Source organism: Sphingopyxis sp. C-1 (assembly GCF_001047015.1).
Classification (GTDB): Bacteria; Pseudomonadota; Alphaproteobacteria; order Sphingomonadales; family Sphingomonadaceae; genus Sphingopyxis.
The window spans coordinates 3,089,949-3,109,887 of record NZ_BBRO01000001.1; the positions used below are offsets into that span (position 1 = coordinate 3,089,949).

Sequence of the window (19,939 nt, forward strand, 5' to 3'; positions counted from 1 at the left end):
ACCTAGTCATCTCCATATATCTATATAATAGATTATGAGGATATCTCTATTCTGATTTGGCTATAGCAGATTGACGAAGACCGACTGCGCCCGGCTATCCATGAAAGATTATAGCACCCCGGCTATCGAATATTGGATCGCCATGGCCGGCGGGCCGACAAGCAATACCGGATTTCGTTTTGGGAGGCTTGAATGCGGCACAATCTTGTCATGCGCACGGCGTCGGTGGGCGTTCTGGCCCTTCTTTTGACTGGGCTCGCAGCTCCGTCGCTCGCTGACGAACCGGCGGAAGCCGCGGCGAAGCCAGTCCCGCCGCTGACGGCGCAGGAAAGCGACATTCCCGATCCCGACATCCGCGCCTGGTGGAACCTGACCTATAACCGCAAGCCCGAGCCGCCGGTGCCGGGCAAGGATTATGGCATGGACGCGGCGACCGGCCATTTCGTCCACCCCAAGGCGACGCCGCTCGTCCGCACGGCGCCGAACTTCCCCGGCCAACTCGATCATTGGGACCAGAAGAGCTATAAAAAGAATGTCGAGGTCCTGAGCTTCACGGGCTTCATTCCGTCGACCGGACACACGTGGCAGTCGATCGCCGACTTTGGCGGCAAACGCTATATGTACACCTATTACCGGTCGGGCGTCGGCGTGTTCGACATCACCGATCCGCGCAAGGCGAAGCTCGTCTATCGCCGCGGCCAGCGCATCGGCGCCCATGGCAAGCCCGACATCGTCAATCCCTATGGCAAGGGCGAAGGCTTTGGCGCCGCGAATATCTCGTGGCACAAGGGGCTCGGCAAATATGTGATGGTGCAGGCGTTCGAGGTCCCGCGCTATGGCATCATGGACGAAAAATATCGCGAACCCGAAGGCGTAGAGACGCTGAAGCACTGGAAGGGCCTCAAGGGCTTTCGCGTCTATGTGATGGACGGTCCGTTGCCCGACCAGTGGAAGCTCGTTGCCGAGCGGACGAGCGACTATCGCCATCCCGACGCCCCCCTGGGCCAACAGCAGGGATCGGGCGTGCTCGACATCCCGGCATGGAACGGGGGCAAATATATGTTCCTGTCGGCCGCGCCCGACGACCGTTTCATGCTGACGGAATTCGCCGACTATATTTATACCCCGGGCTATCAGGTCTGGGACATGACCGATCCCGCGAACCCGACCTTCGTCAGCCAGTTCGCCGCGCCCGGCCAAATCCTCGGCGATCCGGGCCATGAAGCGGCCTATCTGATGAACCCACGCGCGGGCAATCGCACCTCCTGGTTCGGATCGCGCATGCCCCCGTTCATGACCAAGGCGCCCGACGAGGGCGGCAAGATCGCCTTTGGCGCGATGGCGGGGCTCGGCCTCTATTCGCTCGACATCAGCAATCCCGCCGACATCAGGATCGTCGGGCACGTCAATCAGGTCCCGAAATTCGCGGGAACAGAATTCGATAATGTCGACCTCAGCCAATATGAGCGGACCGGCTATATCTTCACCAACGGCTATCCGATGAACGACGAATGTTATGAGCCGTACAAGGACATACTGGTCGTCGATGCGCGCGACCCGGCGAAGCTGAAAATCGCCGCCAAATTCCCCCGCCCCATCCCGCCCGCCGACGCCGCCTTCACCGATTTCTGCCAACGGCGCGGCAGCTTTGGCCCCAAACGGTCGGGTTACCTCACGCAACCCGGCCGCTTTCGCGACGGCGTGGTCGCCTATGCCTTTTACAACGGCGGGGTTCAGATTTTCGACGTGAAGGATCCGACCAAGCCGTCGATTGCCGGCTATTTCGTCCCGCGCTTCCCGACCGAGGCCGAAACCGGCGGCCAGTCGCAGGGTAATCTGACCTATGGCATCTTCGCCGAATATGACCGCAACATCCTGTGGGCTTTCACCAATCACGGCTTCTACGCGCTGTCGTCGCCGCTGATCGGCACGCCCTCGTTCAAGGCGCCTGCGAAGCCCTGGCCGCCACGCGATTAGGGTGCTGTCCGACTTCGATTGAAGAAACTGCGTGCCCCCCGCGAAGGCAGGGGCACAGGCCTTCCTATTCAGAAAGCGATCGTCACACCCTAATCGCGCGGCGGCAGGTGGCGGTCGACGAGGAGCATCGCGGCGGCCAGCAACATTAGCGCCGCCGCGACCAGCCCGAAATAGAGCAGCAGCCCGTTCGGACGCGCGAGCAGGAAGCCCGCGCCGAACGCGCTGGCAATCGCACCAAGCCGTCCGACGCTGATCGAATAGCCGATGCCCGCGGACCGGCACTCGACCGGAAAGACATGCGCCGACAGGGTGAGCAACAGCACCTGAAGCGACAACACCCCCGCTCCGGCGAGCGCGAGACCGAACAGGATCGCGCCATGCGGAACGCCGGGCGTGTGGAGCAGCACGGCCCACAAAGCCAGCGCGGCAAGACCCGCGCAGATCGTTCCGATCATCGTACGCCGCGACCCGATACGCAGCATCAGCCAGGTGAGCGCGAACGAGGTCGCGACCCCCGACAGGTTGAGGATCATCGCTCCACGGATCGCGCTCGCCATTTCGAACCCCGCCCCCGTCAACAGCACGGGGACCCAGCTAAGCAACGCATAGACGGCCATCAGCGCGGCGAAGAAGGCGATGCTCATCCCGATCGTCGAGCGCCGCAGCGACGGCGAAAGAACATGCCCGCCCTGCGCAACGACGGGCGGCGGCGCGAACGGCCCCGTCGCCGTGCCGCCCGCTTGCGCAACAAGCGCCGCGATCCGTGCATCGGCATCGCCGCGCCGCGCGAGCAATATCGGGGATTCGGGGAGCGCGCCGATCATCAGGATGCCAAGCAGCAGCGGCAATCCCCCGCCCACCAGAAAGGCGGCGGGCCATCCATAGGCGGGGATCAGCCAGGAGGCGAGCCCCGCGCCGACAATGCCGCCGCACGGCACCCCGACCGAAATGATTGTGAGCGCGTAGTTGCGCGCGCGTTCCGGCATCCATTCGGCGACCAGCGCCGTCGCGTTCGGGACCGCCGCGCCAAGGCCGAGGCCGGTGATGAAGCGAAGCACCGAAAAGCTCGTCACATCGCGGCAAAGCGCGGTGAGCATCGCGGTCGCGCCGAACCAGAAGGCCGCGCCGATCAATGCCCTGCGCCGTCCGTAACGGTCGCCGATCCGGCCGCCGACGCTAGTTCCCACCGCCATGCCCAGCAGCGACGCGGCCATGACGGGGGCAAGCGCGGCCGAGCCAATCTGCCAGTCGGCGAGGATTGCGGGCGCGGCGAAGGCGGCAAGCTGGATGTCGAACCCGTCGAGCAGGATGACCCCTGCGACGAGCGCGAGCACGCGCGCATGAAAAGCGCCGAACGCAAGCCGGTCGACAACCGGCTGGATCGGGACGGGACCGCTTTCGTCGATGGTCATACGAACGCCATCGCGTCCGCGCGGCCGCCCACCCGGCATACCGAAGCATGGACGGCGGCGGCCATTTCGCTTCCCGAAACACCGCGTGCGGGTTGGCGGCGACAGATCGACAGGCGCGAGCCGTCATGCCCGCGCGCCTCGACTGCAAGTTCGAGGCAATCGATGGCGGGATCGGAAATGAGCCGTGCGCGGCAGCGGTCGAGGCCGGTCGTGGCCAGCGCGCAGGCGACCATCGCGTTGACATTGTGCGGATAACGCGCCGCAATGTCGCGAACGCTGCCGTCAAACAATATAGTCTCTTGCATTGCCCCCGCCCCTGTCACCCCAAGGCTCGATGGCGGCTTGCGAAAGCTGATCGAGACCTCGTCCCACATGTCGCGCCATTCGACGAGGCTGTCGAGACCCACAAGCGCCCCATGCGGAACGAGCAGCGATCGCCCCGATCGCCCCGCCGCGTCGGTCAGGCGGTCGCACAGCGCCTCGTCGGCGAGCGCGGTCAGCGACAGTGGCATATAGTCGGCAAAGGCCAGGAAAGCCGTGCCATATTGGCAGCTGACTTCCGGCCCCGCCATTTCGACGATCAGGTCGGGGGATCGGTCGGGCGCGGCCGACAGGTCGTCGAGGATCACCTCCTCTGGCAATCCCGCCAGTCGCTCGCGCGAACGCGAGTGGATGAAGACGACCTCGTCCCGCCGGTCGCTAGCGGCGATGCGCCGGTAGAGCTCGGCTCCGATGAAACCGAAACCGATCAGCCCGATACGCATCGCCGCCCGCCCCCGCGCGATCAATATTTCCAGCGAAGCGTCACGCCATAGGTGCGCGGCGGATTGTACGAGACGAGGACCGAGCCGATCACGTCACTCTTTCCCGATTCATAGAGTTCGTTGGTCAGGTTCTTGGCCCAGAGGCGCAATTCCCATTTGTCGTCCTCGGTCGCAATGCCGATCGACCCGTTCAGCACACCGACCGATTTCTGCCGCGTGCGCGGGCTGTTCTCATTGTCGAAGAAGAAATCGTCGGTCCAGTTATAGTCGGCGCGCACGAAAGCGTTGATCCGGCTGCTGACCGGCACCGTCACGTCGCCCCCCACGCTGAACGAGTTTTTGGGCGAACGCCGCAACCGGTTGCCCTTCAAGTTCGTCGGCACCGGCACCGAACAGAAGCAGCTCGGGTCATATTGCAGTTCGGTGCTGATGAGGTCGCCGGTGATCTTTGCATCCATATAGGTATAGTTGGCGAAGAGCGTCACGCCGTCGACCGGAGCGAGCGCGGTTTCGAGTTCGATCCCTTTCACCCGCGCCTTGCCGGCGTTCGAGATGACATTGTCGGCGGGCAAGTTCGGGTCGAAGATCACGAACTGCTGCGTCTGCAGGTCCTTATACTCGGTCCAGAAGCCGGTGACGTTGAAACGCAGCCGGTTGTCGAGCCAGGTCGTCTTGGTCCCGAGCTCGTAATTCCACGCATATTCAGGATCGTAAGCGAGGCGCGCCTCGCCCGGGTTGGTGGCATTCTCGCCGTTCCAGCCGCCCGATTTATAGCCCTTCGAGACGAGGCCATAGACATAGACGTCCTTTGCCGGCTGCCAGTGCAGGTTGACGCTGGGCGTCCATGCGTCCCAGCTCTGCTTGCTCGATGCCGAAAAGGCGCGGGTGAAATTGCCGTTCTCATCCTCGAACTCGGCGCCGAGGAAATCGCCGATCGTCTCGCGATAGACCGAAAAGCGCTTCCGGTCCTTGGTGTAGCGGATGCCCGCAGTCACCCCCAGCGTGTCGGTGATGTCGAACGTGCCTTCGGCGAACGCCGCCCAGGTATCGCTCTTCAGCCGCGTTTCGGCGATCTCTTTGCCCTGCGCATAGAATTCGACGAAGATATAGTCGGCGATCTCGGTGCGATCGACGCTCTCGTGCTGGTAGTAGAGCCCCGCGAGCAGATTGAACGGTCCGTCGAAGTCCGACCGGAAACGCAGATCCTGCGAAAAACTCTTCGCGGTTTCATCCTTGTCGTTGATATAATAATCATCGTTGAACAGCGAATGGTCGATCGCGCCGAAATCGATGCGGCCGTCCGCGCCATAGATCATCTTCGTGAAATCGATGAAGCTGCCCGCATCATTGTTGACCGACGCGAACTTGCCTTCGCGATACGCGGTCACCGACGTGATCGTGCCCGAGCCGGTGTCGTAATTTGCGCTCAAATGGACACCGCCCAGATCGGCATCCTGCTTGCCGTCGATATTGTTCGGGCCGCGCCGCCGTTCGGGGTTCACGAACGGGATATTATGATCCGACGGCGTCTGGATATCGACCCACTTACCACCGCCGCGCCGCCGCGTGAGGTCGCCGGTCAGCAAAATGTCGAGCCGGTCGTCCGGCTGGTAGCGGAGCTGCGCCATCACGCCATAGGCGTCGAGATCCTCGACGTTGTTGCCGGTGAACGTGTTGCGCGCATAGCCGTCATGATGCCGCGCGCTCGCGGCGATGCTGCCCGACAGCCCGTCGCCGAGCCCGCCCGCGACGTTCGCCTTGACCTCGAAGCTGCCATAATTGCCGAAGCCCGCCTCTGCCCCCGCACGAAATTCGTCGGTCGGTTTGCGGGTGATGAAGTTGATCGCGCCGCCGACGACATTCTTGCCATAGAGCGTGCCCTGCGGCCCGCGGACGATCTCGACGCGTTCAAGGTCGAACAATTCGATCGCGGTGCCCTGCGCGCGTGACAGATAGACGTCGTTCAGGAAAAAGCCGATCGCCGGGTTCGACGCGGCGCTTTCGATATCGGTGCCGATGCCGCGCAGGAAGATATTCGGTTCGGACACGTTGTCGGGGTTGAAGGTAAAGCCCGGCACGCGGCTCGCGATTTCCGAAAATTCGTCGATTCCGGCCTTTTCGAGCGTATCACCGCCGATTGCCGCGACCGACAGCGGCGCCGATTGCAAATTCTCTTCGCGTTTCCGCGCGGTGACGACGATCTCTTCGAGCCCGCCACCGGATGTTTCCTTCTCCTGCGCAAGCGCCATATCGGGCACCGTCAGGACGGACATCGCCCCCAGCAACAGAAAAGCCCTATTTCCAGCAGTCGTTTTTTTCATTTTCTCGCCCCTCCCGGACCGGGCCATGCGTCCCGTCACAACCGTTCGGCCTCAAGAGTGCGAAGCTGAGCCCTATAATAAAAATAATATTGCAGGCTCCTTCTATATCGATTCCCTATACCTCCAGCGGCTCCGAACCGCCGCTGGCCAACGTCTTGAGTTAGGCGAGTTTAATTCGGAGCGGCGCAGGACGACGGCGCACATGCGCGCAGCCGCGAGGGTCATTGCCGAAACGGCTGCCTTCGATCGAGGGGCTCGCCCTCAGCGTTCGCCCATGGAATCGCCGAATGTCTTGGATATGGGCTTCAGCAGATATCTGAGCACGGTGTTCCGCCCCGTCTTGATCTCGACAGTGGCGGTCATGCCCGGCTGAATCTCGATCTTTTCACCTGCCCTGGGCCGTAGCGAACGCGCGTCGGCCGTGACATTGACGCGATAGAATATCTGCTCGCCGGTTGGCTTTTGCTCGGTCAGCGTGTCGGGGCTGATGTAGGTGACCCGGCCATTTGCGGAGCCATAAATCGAGGAATCATAGGCATCGAATTTCACTGAAGCGTCCTGACCGACCCGCAGATACGCGATATCGACCGGCGACACCTTGGCCTCGATGATGAGTTTGTCGCCCGTCGGGACGATCTGCAACACCTCGTCGCCTGGACGCAGGACAGCCCCGATCGTCGTGAAGCGCACATTTTTGACTACGCCATCCGTCGGCGCAAAAAGGATCGCCGCATCCAGCGCGGCGATCCGTTGTTTCAGCGTCTGCTCGGCGACAACCAACTCCTCTTCGGTGCGGCTGTATTCGGCCTGTAGATCCTGAAGATATTTGTTCTGCCGGTTCGCAATCTGCCCTTCGATGTCCGCAACCGACCTTTGCAGCCGCATGATCTCGCTGCGGCTGACGTCGCCAAATTCGAGCAGCGGCATATTCATTTCAAGCTCGCGGCGGGCGATCGCCTGCATGTTCCGCAATGTGCCGATGTCCTCGGCCTGCGCGGTGCGCCTGCGACTGTAGAGTTGCCGTTGATTGGTGACGAACTCCGGAAACGACTGAACATCGTCCGTGAAGACCAGCGGACGATTGAACAGTTCGGCCTCGACCCGGCTTTTGATCGTCCGATAGCTCGCGACCTTAGCGCGCGATTCCTCCACCGCCGCCTGAATGCGGACGGGGTCGAGGACGACGAGTTTCTGCCCGCGACGGACGCGATCGCCTTCGCGCACCAGGATTTCACCGATCACGCCGCCGTCGGCGCTCTGGATCACCTGCACCCGGCCCGCGGGAATGACCTGTCCCGTCGCGCGGCTGACCTGATCGATCTCCGCGAACCCCGCCCAGACGAGGAGGCCGGCAAGCGCGATAGCGGTCACATTGATGACCATGCTGGAGCGCCGGAATAAGAATCTGGGAAACCCCATGCCTAGCTCCCGGTCCGAGACTGCTGAACGGCGGAAGCCGCCTTTTCCCCACGGCGCAATTTGTCCAGTACCGAAGCCGTGTCGCCATCCAGCACGACGCGTCCCGCCTGCATCACGAGCAGGCGCGACATAGCGCCAAGGAATTGCAGCTTGTGCGTGACGATGACGACCGACGTCGACGGATCGCTGAGCTTGGAGAGGAAAGCCAGAACGCGTGCCTCATTCTCCTGATCCAGATTGGACGTCGGCTCGTCGAGCAGCAGGAATCGGGGCTTGAGAAGGAAGACGCGGGCCAGGCCGACCATGGTGCGCTGCCCCCCCGACAGTCCGCCGCCGCCTTCGAAAACCGGAAGATCGAGCCCCTTGGGGTGCGTCCGTATCAAGTCGTCGAGCCCTGTCCGCGACGCCGCTTCGAGCAGGTGATCGTCCGAAAGGGTCGGCAGGCCCATCGTGAGATTGTCCCGCAAGGTGCCCGACACGAGCCGATAATCCTGGGGGAAATAGCAGATTTCGCGCCGCAGATTGTCTTCCGCAATCTGGTCGAGCGCGATGCCGCCGAGGAGCATATGCCCCTTCTGAGGCGGAACCAGCCCGGCCAGCAGCCGGAGCAAAGTCGATTTGCCCGCGCCGACCGATCCGATGATTCCAACGCGCTCCCCCGGTCCGATTTCCAGTTTCGGAACGGCGAGGCCGAAGCGCGATTCCCCATGTGAAAAGGCGACATTTTCTGCCTTCAAGACCGAGGAAAGCGTGTCGGGGCGAATCTTCTGCGTATCGAGCGGCTGATCGCTCGGCATCGCCAGCAATTGGTCGAGCGCGCGCAGCGATGCGCGGGCATAGCCCCATTGAACGACAAAGCCGGGCAGCGCGGCGACGAGGGGGCCATTTATCCGGCCGCTGATGATCGTGCACGCGATCAGTCCGCCCATCGTCATGTCGCCCTGATTGACGCGATAGGCGCCCCACACGACGATGCCGACATAGGCGACCTGCTGAAGAAAGGAGAAGGTCTGACTGGCGAACACCGACCAGCGCTGAACCTTCACATCATGCCCATTGACCGCGTCGATCAGGTCGTTCCACGCGGCGAGCATATGCCATCCGCCCCGATTGGCCTTGATCGTTTCCGATGCGTCGAGCGCTTCGACCAAAAGGCCATTCTTGCGATTGCCCGTGACCTGCGTCCTGTCCGCATGTTCGCGGATGCCGCGTGAAAATATGACGGCGAGCAGCAGCGAGAGCGCGAATATCGCCAGCGGCACGATCGCGATAACCCCGCCGATCACGGCCATCACGACCAGAAACAACAGCGCAAACGGCAGATCCGCCATGACGAAGATCGAGGCGGAGGAAAAAATCTGGCGCACCTGTTCCAGCCCGCGCAATTGTGCCGCCATCGTTCCGATCCCCGGCGGCCGCGCGTCGAGGCGGACGGCCTGCATGCGATCGAAGAAATATTCCGACACCTCCGCATCGATGGCCATCGCTTCGCGCCCGACCATTAACGCCCGGATCACGCGCATCACGAAATCGATTAGCAGCGCGAAGCCGATCCCGGCCGTCAAAACCCATAGGGTAGCGAAACCGCCACGAGGGATGACACGATCATAAACCTGCATCGAGTAGAGCGATGTCGCAAGCGCGAGCGTATTGACCACGATGGTGGCGACCACCGTCTCGAACAATATATGCTTGCGGCGCATGATCGCGGACCAGAATATGCTCCGTGCGCGCATGAAATTCGGCCTTTCGGCCATCGCCGGAAAACGCATCTCGATCAGCAGACAATCCTTATCCCACGCGACCTGTTGGGCCCCGCCGATCGCCAGCGCGCGGATGGTCGTCGGCGTGTCCCATTGTTCGGCGAGCGCCCAGCCGGATGGCGTCAGGATCAGCAAGGGGAAGGCGTTTGCTCGCGGTCGTTCGCGAACCTGCCGGGGCTCCGGCCATTTCAGAGCCGCGGCCAGCTTGGTCAGGGCCTCGGGATCGTTCAAATCCAGATCGCCGGGCGCCCCCGCCGCCCAATCCGGCGCCAGGCTGATGCCGCGTCGGCGGGCGAGCGCCTCGATCAGTTCCTGATGGGGCTGGTTCATGGACCGCTCGCCTCCCCGACCGTTTGCCATTGCCCCGTCCGCATCATGAGCCGGGTGAGATAGGCGAGCATGTTCACGCGCGCATCGAGCGCGTCGATCTGCGCCGTCGTGCTCTCACGAACCGCGTTCATTACATCGAGCCAGGTCCGCCGGCCGCTGGTGAACTGGCGCATATAGGATTCGGTAACGCGCTGCGATGCTTCCGCCGAGAAGCGCGTCGTCTCCGCCCGCGCCGTCGCCGCTTCATATTCGACATGATCGATCACCAATATGTCGCGAAGCTCGCGCTCGGCGGTCCCGATCTGTGCCTCGCTTGACAATTGGCGCAGGCGGGCGGCGTCGGCGGCGGCAAAGCGCGAAAGCCCGCCGTCCATCTGCATCCGCACGGCAAGGCCGATCTGATGGCCATTGAATTCGCCATAGCCATATTGCGCGTTAAGTTGCGGCAGCGTCTGCGCTTTCGCGATCCGCGCGTCGGCGTCGGCGACCTCGGCTTCCAGGCGCACGCGGCGCAGCCCGGGATTGAATTCGAGCCCCGCCGCGACCAGCGCTTCGCGGTCGAGATTCGGCAAATCGGCAGCTTCGCGATAGGTTGACGTCACCGTGTAGAAGGGATCGCCGACAAGTTCGCGGAGGCGCTGAATCGCGGATTGCTGCTGCGCCACGGTCAGATTGATTTGCTGCGAGACCTGCGCGGTCCGCGCACGAACAAGTTCCAGATCGGACCGCGGGCTGACCTCCTGTGCAACCCGCCGTTCCATCGACGCGAGCAGACGCTGATGCTGCTCGAGGCTGCTGTCGAGGATCGCGCGACGCTGCGTTGCGCGAAAAAATTCGTAGTAGGACGCCGCCACTTGCAGCGCGATATCGAGGATCGCCTGATCGTAGCTGGCGAGCGCCGCCTGTTCGGCCGCCCGCGCCCGGCCGATCGAGCCCTTTATCCGGCCCCCGGTCCATATCGGCTGCTCGACCGTGACGGTGGCTTGCGCACGGTCGCTGCGCTGGCCGAGGATCAGCCCCTCGACCCCAAAGCTTGGAAAGCGTTGCCAGCGCGAGGCCCTGAGATCGGCGCCCGCAGCGCGGACATTCGCTTTCGCCGCGACGATCGAAGGGTGGTCCGCAACCGCACGGTTCGCCAATTCCTCCAGTTGCGGATCGAACCACGGCAAACCCTCCGCGCGCGCCTCCTCCGCCCCCGGCGGACCATAGACCGGCGGTGTGACAGCCTGAGCGGACGCCGGGTTCGGCGACAAAATCCATAGGCACGACAGCGCCGCCAGTTTTGCAGATGCGAACCGGCCGCGCGCGCTCGCAATGCGCCCTTTCCCCGTGTCACCCCCCGCCGCCGCCACTTCGCCGATCATGCAGGCAACGGAGCCAGGGGGGATACGGAGAGGCTACGCAATGACGTGGACGCCCTGCTCGATCAGGACGGTCGCGCCGTTCAGCATATATTGGTCGTAAATCGTGCCGCCGATGGTCTGGCTTGCGCCCACGACCCACGCGCCGTTCAGATTGACGATATCGTTGCTGTCGCCGGTGACCTGCAAGACGCCCCCGCCGGTTGCGGCCAATATGCCGGCCTCCGAAATATCGAGCACATTGCTGTCGTCGTCATAGCCAAGATCGATGCGCTCGATATTGGAGATATTGCTGGACCCGCCGAGAGCCAGATCGATGCCATCGAGCACCAGCGTGTCGAAATCGGCATTGCCGTTGATCGACAGGAAATTGAGGCCCGACAGCAGGATGATGTCGTTGCCGGCACCGCCGTTAAAGATGTCGGCGCCGTTGCCGTCGATCAATATGTCGTTGCCGACCCCGCCATTGAGCGTGTCATTGCCGGCACCGCCCATCAGAAGATCATTGCCGGTGCCGCCATCGAGCGTGTCGTCGCCTTCATATCCATAGAGCCGTTCGAATATCGACCCGGCCGGCGTCCCCGTAAGAGTGTCGTTGGCCGACGTACCTTCGACGATGTCGGGGCTGCCACCCGCGCCGAGCAGCCCCTGGAGAACATCGGCATTTGCGAGGGTCGAGATCAGGTCGGTATCGATCGCACCGTCAGAATCGGTCGCGGTTACCCTGAAACTTCCGAGCAGGCTGACGTCGAGACTGGCCGGCGGCAAAAGGGCCAGCAGGTTGACGCCCGACTCCAACTGCATCGTCGCCAGCAACTGGTTCACCGCGAAATTGTCGATAACTCGCCCGTCGGCCGAGGTGATCGTCAATGTCGAGGTCGGGCCAACGACCCCCAATATGCCCGCCGTGTTCACGACCGACACGGACAGTCCGAGTTCGGCCGCCAAGGCGTTCGAAACGGTCAGTTCCGCATCAGCCAGATTGAGGCTGACGAGTGCGGCATAGGAAACGACCACCTGTTGCAGATTGTCGTCGGGATCGAATGCCACGATCGCCTGCCGGCTGAGGTCGATGATGTCGAGCGCGCTCAGACCGACAAGTCCGAGGAGGTCGACATCGGTCGCCTGCGCGATCGGCGCGCGGTTGCCCGGCGTGACCGTCGGGGTGCGGCTGTCGAACGATACCGATGTTGACGCGGTGTCCCCGTCATTGTCGGCGATGACGGCCCCGATCGTGGTCAGGCTGTTCGCCTGCGCCGAACTGGTCGCCTGGTCGACCACCAGGTTGCCGCCCGCAAGCAGTCTGCCGATAATCTCCGACTGCGAGGTCAGCCCGCCGACGAGATCGACGCCCGACAACTGGATCTGCTGGTCCGCCAGCGCGGCATTGAAGCCGCCCGCGAAGCCGCCGCTCGAACTGAGCGAGATGATCGTGTTCCCGCCGGCAACGGCGACATGGATATAATTGGCAAGATTGCCCGAAATATTGCCTATCGCCGCTTCGCCCTGGAGAATGCCCGCGAGGTTGATGATGTCACCGCCGGCGCTGGCCGGCGCGCCGTTGAAGTCGGCGATCACGTCTTGCGCGGGCGCGCCGACGGTCCCCTGATCACCCACCTCCCAGATGAAGCGGTCGCTGCCGGTGCCGCCCGTCAGCGTGTCGTTGCCGCGACCGCCGACGATGATGTCGTTGCCCGCACCGCCGTTCAATACATCGTTGCCAAGCCCGCCGCGTAGCAGGTCATTGCCGCCGCCGCCGCTCAGATTATCGGCGCCGGCATAGCCGTAGAGACGTTCATCCTCGGCTGTCCCGGTCAGCGTGTTGGGGGCGGCAGTACCCTCCGTAACGCCCGCAGGATCATTTGCGGGATCGAGCAGGCTCGTTCCCAAGAGGTCCCTGTCGGAATCCGTGGCGGTGGCCCCCGACGTATCGGTCGCCGTTATCGAAATGGTCGGCAGGAGGTTCAGCGCGGCGAGATTTAGGCCGCCGCTTTGCTGAACATAGACCGTCGCAAGAAATTCATTCAGGCGCAAATTGTCGATCGGCTGCCCGTTGGCCGATGTTATCAACAGCGCCGAGAAGGACTGCGTATTGACGCTCACCGCCAGCGGCGGGATGCCGATGGTGAGCGCGAAAATATTGTTGGTCTCGACGACAGTGAGGCCGAACTCGGCCGCCATCGCCGCCGACCAGGCGAGGTGATAGCCCGCATTGGTTCCGAGGCTAAGCCCGGCACCCAACAGCGCTTCCGCACGAATTTGCACTTGTGAAATATTGTTGTTCGCATCGACCGCGGTCAGCATCTGGTCGGTGCCGATGCCGATCAGATCCAGCGCGTCGGCGTTGACCAAGCCAAGCAAGCTCGCCGATGCATTGACGTTAACCACCGGCGCCTGGGCTTGAGAAGCTGCGGTTGCGAGCGCCGCATATTGATATGCGCCGGTCATCATGTCGACGGCAATCGTTTCGCCCGCCGTCGTATTGATCAGGAGCTGGTCGCTCGCAGGGTCGAAGCTCCAACTGGCGACGGTGCCCAGCGTGCCCGCCCCCGTGACGGCGTCTGCGTCGGGGTCGAACGTCAGCGTGTAGGTGCCCACGGTGATGGACTGGACATGGCCGCCATCGGCGCCATAGCCGACGACCAGGTCGCCGGACGCCTGACCGGGCACGCCGACCACAAAATGATCGGCAGGCTGCGCCACCGGCCCATCGTCGCGGACTTCGACCGTGAGCAGGCCATTCGACGAGGCACCGCCATTGTCGGTCGCCGTGACGACGAAGCCCAGCGCCAGCAGATCTTGGCCGGCGGCCTGGTGATCGATCGGGCGCGCGAGATCGAAGCTATATGCGCCCGACGTGCCGAGGGTGAGCACCGCGACGGTGGCGCCGCCGGCCGTTCCGGTGAGCGTATAAACGCCGCCCGCAAAGCTGCCCGCCCAGGCGATCGGCACGCCGTTGGAAGTCAGGCCAGTCGGGCCGGTCACCGCAACGCTCGTGACCGATCCGTCCACATCCGACAGCGTCATCGTCCCCGTCGCTCTTGTCGGCGCCGGGACAGACCCGCCGTCGAGCAGACCGCCGGGAAGGCCCGATTCAGCGACGCCGGCAGCGGCGTTGACCACAATCGGCGCATCATTCACCGGAGCGACGACAACGGCCACGGACGCAGAAGCGGTGCCGCCATGGCCATCGCTTATCGTATAGCTGATCGTATCACTGCCATTGAAATTCGCATTGGGCGTGTAGGTCAGCACACCTGTTACCGGATCGATCGAGACGGTTCCGTTCGTCGCGGTGGCGGCCGTGACCGTAAGCGGGTCACCGTCGGCATCGCTGTCATTGGCCAGAACATTGATCGTCACCGGCGTGTCTTCGGCGGTCGACGCAGTGTCGGCACCCGCCACGGGCGCGTCGTTCACCGCCGTGACGGTCAGCGTCACGGTGCCGGTGTCGGTCAGCGCACCGTCGGTTACGGTGTAAATAAAGCTGTCGGTGCCGTTGAAGTTCGCTGCCGGGGTATAAACGTAACTCCCGTTCGCCGCGATCGTGACGCTGCCACCCTGCGTGGTCGCGAAAGTCCCGGCCACCGCGGACAATATATCGCCGTCGGCATCCGTGTCGTTGGCGATCAGGCTGACCACCGAACTGAAGGGCGTATCCTCCGTCACCGTCGCCACGTCATCCACCGCAACCGGCGCATCCGCGACCGGCGAGACGGTTACCGCGACCGTTCCGCCACTAGTGCCGCCCACGCCATCGCTCACGGTATAAGTGATGGTGTCGCTGCCGCTGAAGTTCGCGTTGGGCGTGTAGGTCAATGCGCCAGTGACGGGATCAATCGCCACCGTCCCGTTCAGCGCCGTGGCAGCCGTGACCGTCAGCGGGGCGCCTTCGGGATCGTTGTCGTTCGCCAGAACGTCGATCACGACGGGCGTATCTTCCGCCGTCGATGCAGTGTCAGCACCTGCCACCGGTGCGTCGTTCACCGCCGTGACCGTCAACGTCACGGTGCCGGTATCGGTCAGCGCACCGTCGGTCACCGTATAAATGAAGCTGTCGGTGCCGTTGAAGTTCGGGGCCGGGGTATAGACATAGCTGCCGTCTGCCGCGATCGTCACGCTACCACCCTGAACGGTCGCGAAGGTCCCGGCGACCGCCGTCAGCGTGTCGCCATCGGCATCCGTGTCGTTGGCGATCAGGCTGACCACCGAACTGAAGGGCGTATCCTCCGTGACCGTCGCCGCATCATCGACCGCCACCGGCGAATCTGCGACCGGCGAGACTATGACCGCGACCGTACTGCTCGTCGTTCCGCCTGCGCCGTCGCTCACGGTATAGGTAATCGTGTCGCTGCCGCTGAAATTCGCATTGGGCGTATAGGTGAGAGCGCCCGTCACCGGATCGATCGAGACGGTTCCGTTCGTCGCGGTGGCGGCCGTGACGGTCAGCGGGTCGCCATCGGCATCGCTGTCGTTCGCCAGAACGTCGATCACGACGGGCACATCTTCGGCCGTGGATGCGGTGTCGGCGCCCGCCGCCGGACTGTCGTTCACTCCCGCCACGGTCAACGTCACCGTGCCCGTGTCGGTCAGAACGCCATCGGTGACGGTATAGATGAAACTGTCGGTGCCACTGAAGTTCGACGCCGGTGTATAGGTATAGCTGCCGTCCGCCGCGATCGTGACACTGCCGCCCTCAGCCGTCGCAAAGGTGCCGGCGACGGCCGTCAAGGCATCGCCGTTGCTGTCCGTGTCATTGGCGATCAGGCTGACGGTTGAAACGAAAGGCGTATCTTCCGTCGCGCTTACGGTATCATCGACGGCGACCGGCGCAGCGGCGCCTGCCGATACGACCACGATCACCGCCCCACCAGCCGTTCCGCCCGCCCCGTCGCTCAAAGTGTAGCTGATCGTATCGGTGCCGCTGAAACCTGTGTCGGGCGTATAGGTGAGCGCACCCGTGAGGGGGTCGATGGTGACGGTCCCGTTGACTGCCGTCGCGACCGTGACGGTGAGCGAGTCGCCGTCGGCGTCGCTGTCATTGGCGAGGACGTCGATTACCACCGGCGTGTCCTCGGCCGTCGCGGCGGTATCGGCCCCGGCGACCGGAACGTCGTTCACCGCAGTGACGGTCAAGGTCACCCTGCCGGTGTCGGTCAGGGCACCATCAGTCACCGTATAGAGGAAGCTGTCGGTGCCGTTGAAGTTAGCCGCCGGGGTGTAGACATAGCTGCCGTCCGCCGCGATCGTCACGCTGCCACCCTCAGCCGTCGCAAAGGTGCCGGCGACGGCGGTCAACGCATTGCCGTCACCGTCAGTATCGTTCGCAATCAGGCTGACGATCGAACTGAACGGCGTGTCTTCGGTGACGGTCGCCACGTCGTCGACGGCGACCGGTGCATCAGCCACAGGCGAAACCGTCACTGCGACGGTGCCGGCGCTCGTTCCCGTGCCATCGCTCACCGTATAGCTGATCGTGTCGCTGCCGTTGAAATTGGGATTGGGCGTATAGGTCAGCGCGCCCGTCACCGGGTCGATCGTAACGGTACCGTTCGTCGCGGTGGCGGCGGTCACCGTCAGCGGATCGCCATCGGCATCGCTGTCGTTCGCCAGAACGTTGATAATGATTGGCGTATCTTCTGCGGTAGACGCGGTATCGGCGCCTGCCACCGGAACGTCATTCACTGAGGTGATCGTCAATGTCACCGTCCCAGTGTCGGTCAACGCCCCGTCAGTCACCGTATAGATGAAGCTGTCGGTGCCGTTGAAGTTCGCCGCCGGCGTATAGACATAACTTCCGTCTGCCGCGATCGTGACGCTGCCACCCTGCGTGGTCGCGAAAGTCCCGGCCACCGCCGTCAACGCATCGCCGTCCCCGTCGGTGTCGTTCGCGATCAGGCTGATTGCCGAGCTGAACGGCGTGTCCTCCACCACCGTCGCCGCGTCGTCGACCGCAACCGGCCCGTCTGCGACCGGCGATACGGTCACCGCGACTGTTCCCGTGCCCGTGCCGCCTGCCCCGTCGCTCACCGTGTAGGTGATCGTGTCGCTGCCGCTGAAGTTCGCATTGGGGGTATAGGTCAGTGCGCCCGTGACCGGATCGATCGCCACCACACCATTTGTCGCGCTGGCCGCGGTCACCGTCAGCGGATCACCATCGGCGTCGCTGTCGTTGGCCAGCACGTCGATGACTACGGTCGTGTCTTCGGCCGTCGACGCGGTATCCGCGCCCGCGGATGGTGTGTCATTCACCGCCGTCACGTTCAGCGTCACGGTGCCGGTGTCGGTCAGTGCGCCGTCGGTCACGGTATAGATGAAGCTATCGGCGCCGTTGAAGTTCGCCGCCGGCGTATAGACATAGCTTCCATCCGCCGCGATCGTGACGCTGCCGCCCTGCGCGGTCGCGAAAGTGCCCGCCACCGCCGTCAACACGTCGCCATCCCCGTCGGTGTCGTTTGCAATCAGGCTGACCACCGAGGTAAATGGCGTGTCCTCCGTCACCGTCACCGCGTCATCGACCGCGACCGGCCCGTCATCGACCGGCGACACCGTCACTGCGACTGTCCCCGTGCCCGTGCCGCCAGTGCCGTCGCTCACCGTGTAGGTGATCGTGTCGCTGCCGCTAAAGTTCGCATTGGGAGTATAGGTAAGCGCCCCCGTGACCGGATCGATCGTCACCGTGCCGTTCGTCGCGGTGGCTGTGGTGACCGTCAGCGGATCACCCTCGGCGTCGCTGTCATTGGCAAGGACGTCGATGACCACCGGTGTGTCTTCGGCCGTCGATGCCGCGTCAGCGCCTGCGGCCGGGACGTCGTTCACGGCCGTGACCGTCAGCGTGACCGTCCCGGTGTCCGTGAACGCGCCGTCGGTCACGGTATAGGTAAAGCTGTCGCTGCCGTTGAAGTTCGCCGCCGGCGTATAGACATAGCTGCCGTCCGCCGCGATGGTTACGCTTCCGCCCTGTGCCGTTGCAAAGGTGCCGGCGACAGCGGTCAAGGTATCGCCATCGCTATCAATGTCATTTGCGATGAGGCTGATCACCGAACTGAACGGCGTGTCTTCCGTCACCGTCGCCACATCATCGATCGCGAGCGGCGCATCCGCGACGGGAGACACTGTTACCGCGACCGTCCCGGTGCTCGCCTCTCCAGTGCCGTCGCTTACCGTATAAGTGATGGTGTCGTTGCCGTTGAAGTTGGGATTCGGCGTGTAGGTCAGCGCGCCGGTTACCGGATCGATCGTCACTGTGCCGTTCGTGGCGGTGGCAGCGGTGACCGTCAGCGGATCACCCTCAGCATCGCTGTCATTGGCGAGGACGTCGATCACGACCGGCGTATCCTCGTCTGTCGACGCCGTATCGGCGCCCGCCACTGGCGCGTCGGCGACCGGCGAAACGGTAACGGTAACAGTACCGGTAGTCGTGCCCCCTGCGCCATCGCCGACCGTGTATGTGATCGTGTCACTACCGTTGAAGTCGGGGTTGGGCGTGTAGGTCAGCGCGCCGGTTACCGGATCGATCGTCACCGTGCCGTTTGTCGCGCTCGCGGCGGTCACCGCCAGGACATTGCCGTCGGCATCGCTGTCATTGGCCAGAATGTCGATCACGACCGGCGTATCTTCGGGCGTCGTCGCGGAGTCCGCGCCCGCTGTGGGCGCATCATTCACTCCAGCGACCGTCAGCGTCACGGTACCCATGTCGCTTCCGCCGCGGCCATCGTTTACGGTGTAGTTGAAGCTGTCCGTGCCGCTGAAATTGGGGGCCGGCGTATAGGTATAGCTGCCGTCGGCATTGATCGTTACGCTGCCGCCCCGCGCCGTCGCAAAGGTTCCGGCAACCACGGTCAGCGTGTCACCGTCGGCATCGGTGTCGTTGGCCACGAGCCGAACTGTCGAACTGAAGGGCGTGTCTTCGGTCGCGCTGGCCGCATCGTCTACCGCAACGGGTGCCCTATTGGCGGTGTTTCCATTTCCGGGACCGTCGCTGCCGCCACCACCGCCACCGCCAGCCGCAACGGCTGCCAGGCCGGCGATCGCGCCCGCTCCGAGAAGGATCGGCACGATCGAATGATTTTCCTCCGCGACCAGCAGGGATTCGATCGATTGCAGCGGAACCAGGCCGTCACCGCCCGCTTCGCTCGGCAACCATTCCCAAAGCGCGCCACTATTGCGATCTTCGAAAACGAGATTGTTGGACAGGGCGCCGTCGTGCGTAAAGAAATGGTCGATGGTTAGCGAATCGCCGTTGTCGAAACGTATTAGGAGGCTATCTCCGTCACGAACAATCTCTTGCACGTCATCGCGTCGTGAAAATAGCTTCACGATCATGGGAGATTTTAAGTCTATTCGATTTCCTGAAGACGATATTTGGCGCCCGGATGCTTTATCGATCAATACATAATCGACTATTTTGCCCTGCGCCATTCTCAAACCTCCCAAGATGAGCTGTTGAAACTGGTCCCGTTTCCTAAGTTATTGTCGCCTACAGTCTAATTAGGGTCCAAAAAAGTTAACAACTCCCCAAAATGAGAACAAAAATCCAACATTATACACCAAAGTGGATTTATTTAGATTACTAAGAAAAATTTTCCCCTA

The 19,939-nt window shown here is 63.1% G+C and carries 8 protein-coding genes; 1 reads left to right on the forward strand and 7 read right to left on the reverse strand.

Features of this window, described 5'->3' with window-relative positions:
- Positions 1-192 precede the first annotated feature (192 nt).
- Positions 193-1,977, forward strand: coding sequence for a hypothetical protein (locus SC1_RS14465; RefSeq protein WP_062183070.1), 1,785 nt, complete (start codon positions 193-195; stop codon positions 1,975-1,977).
- Positions 1,978-2,066: 89 nt separating this feature from the next.
- Here SC1_RS14465 and SC1_RS14470 read toward each other — a convergent pair whose 3' ends face one another.
- From SC1_RS14470 to SC1_RS22275, 7 genes are all read right to left on the reverse strand, one after another.
- Complete coding sequence (locus SC1_RS14470) at positions 2,067-3,389, reverse strand: MFS transporter (RefSeq protein ID WP_193749182.1); 1,323 nt, start codon at positions 3,387-3,389, stop codon at positions 2,067-2,069.
- Positions 3,386-4,153: an aspartate dehydrogenase domain-containing protein gene (locus SC1_RS14475; RefSeq protein WP_152682406.1), complete on the reverse strand. Its 768-nt coding sequence runs from the start codon at positions 4,151-4,153 to the stop codon at positions 3,386-3,388. Before SC1_RS14475 ends, SC1_RS14470 begins: the two co-directional genes overlap by 4 nt.
- Positions 4,154-4,173: 20 nt before the next feature.
- Complete coding sequence (locus SC1_RS14480; protein WP_062183079.1) at positions 4,174-6,426, reverse strand: TonB-dependent receptor; 2,253 nt, start codon at positions 6,424-6,426, stop codon at positions 4,174-4,176.
- Positions 6,427-6,735: 309 nt separating this feature from the next.
- Positions 6,736-7,857: an HlyD family efflux transporter periplasmic adaptor subunit gene (locus tag SC1_RS14485; protein ID WP_238586708.1), complete on the reverse strand. Its 1,122-nt coding sequence runs from the start codon at positions 7,855-7,857 to the stop codon at positions 6,736-6,738.
- A gap of 38 nt (positions 7,858-7,895) precedes the next feature.
- Positions 7,896-9,986, reverse strand: coding sequence for an ATP-binding cassette domain-containing protein (locus SC1_RS14490; protein WP_062183089.1), 2,091 nt, complete (start codon positions 9,984-9,986; stop codon positions 7,896-7,898).
- Complete coding sequence (locus tag SC1_RS14495) at positions 9,983-11,350, reverse strand: TolC family protein (protein WP_062183091.1); 1,368 nt, start codon at positions 11,348-11,350, stop codon at positions 9,983-9,985. Before SC1_RS14495 ends, SC1_RS14490 begins: the two co-directional genes overlap by 4 nt.
- Before the next feature lie 33 nt (positions 11,351-11,383).
- Positions 11,384-19,768 (reverse strand): Ig-like domain-containing protein, encoded by an 8,385-nt coding sequence (locus SC1_RS22275; RefSeq protein ID WP_083435861.1) that lies wholly within the window; start codon positions 19,766-19,768, stop codon positions 11,384-11,386.
- Between the last annotated feature and the right edge of the window lie 171 nt (positions 19,769-19,939).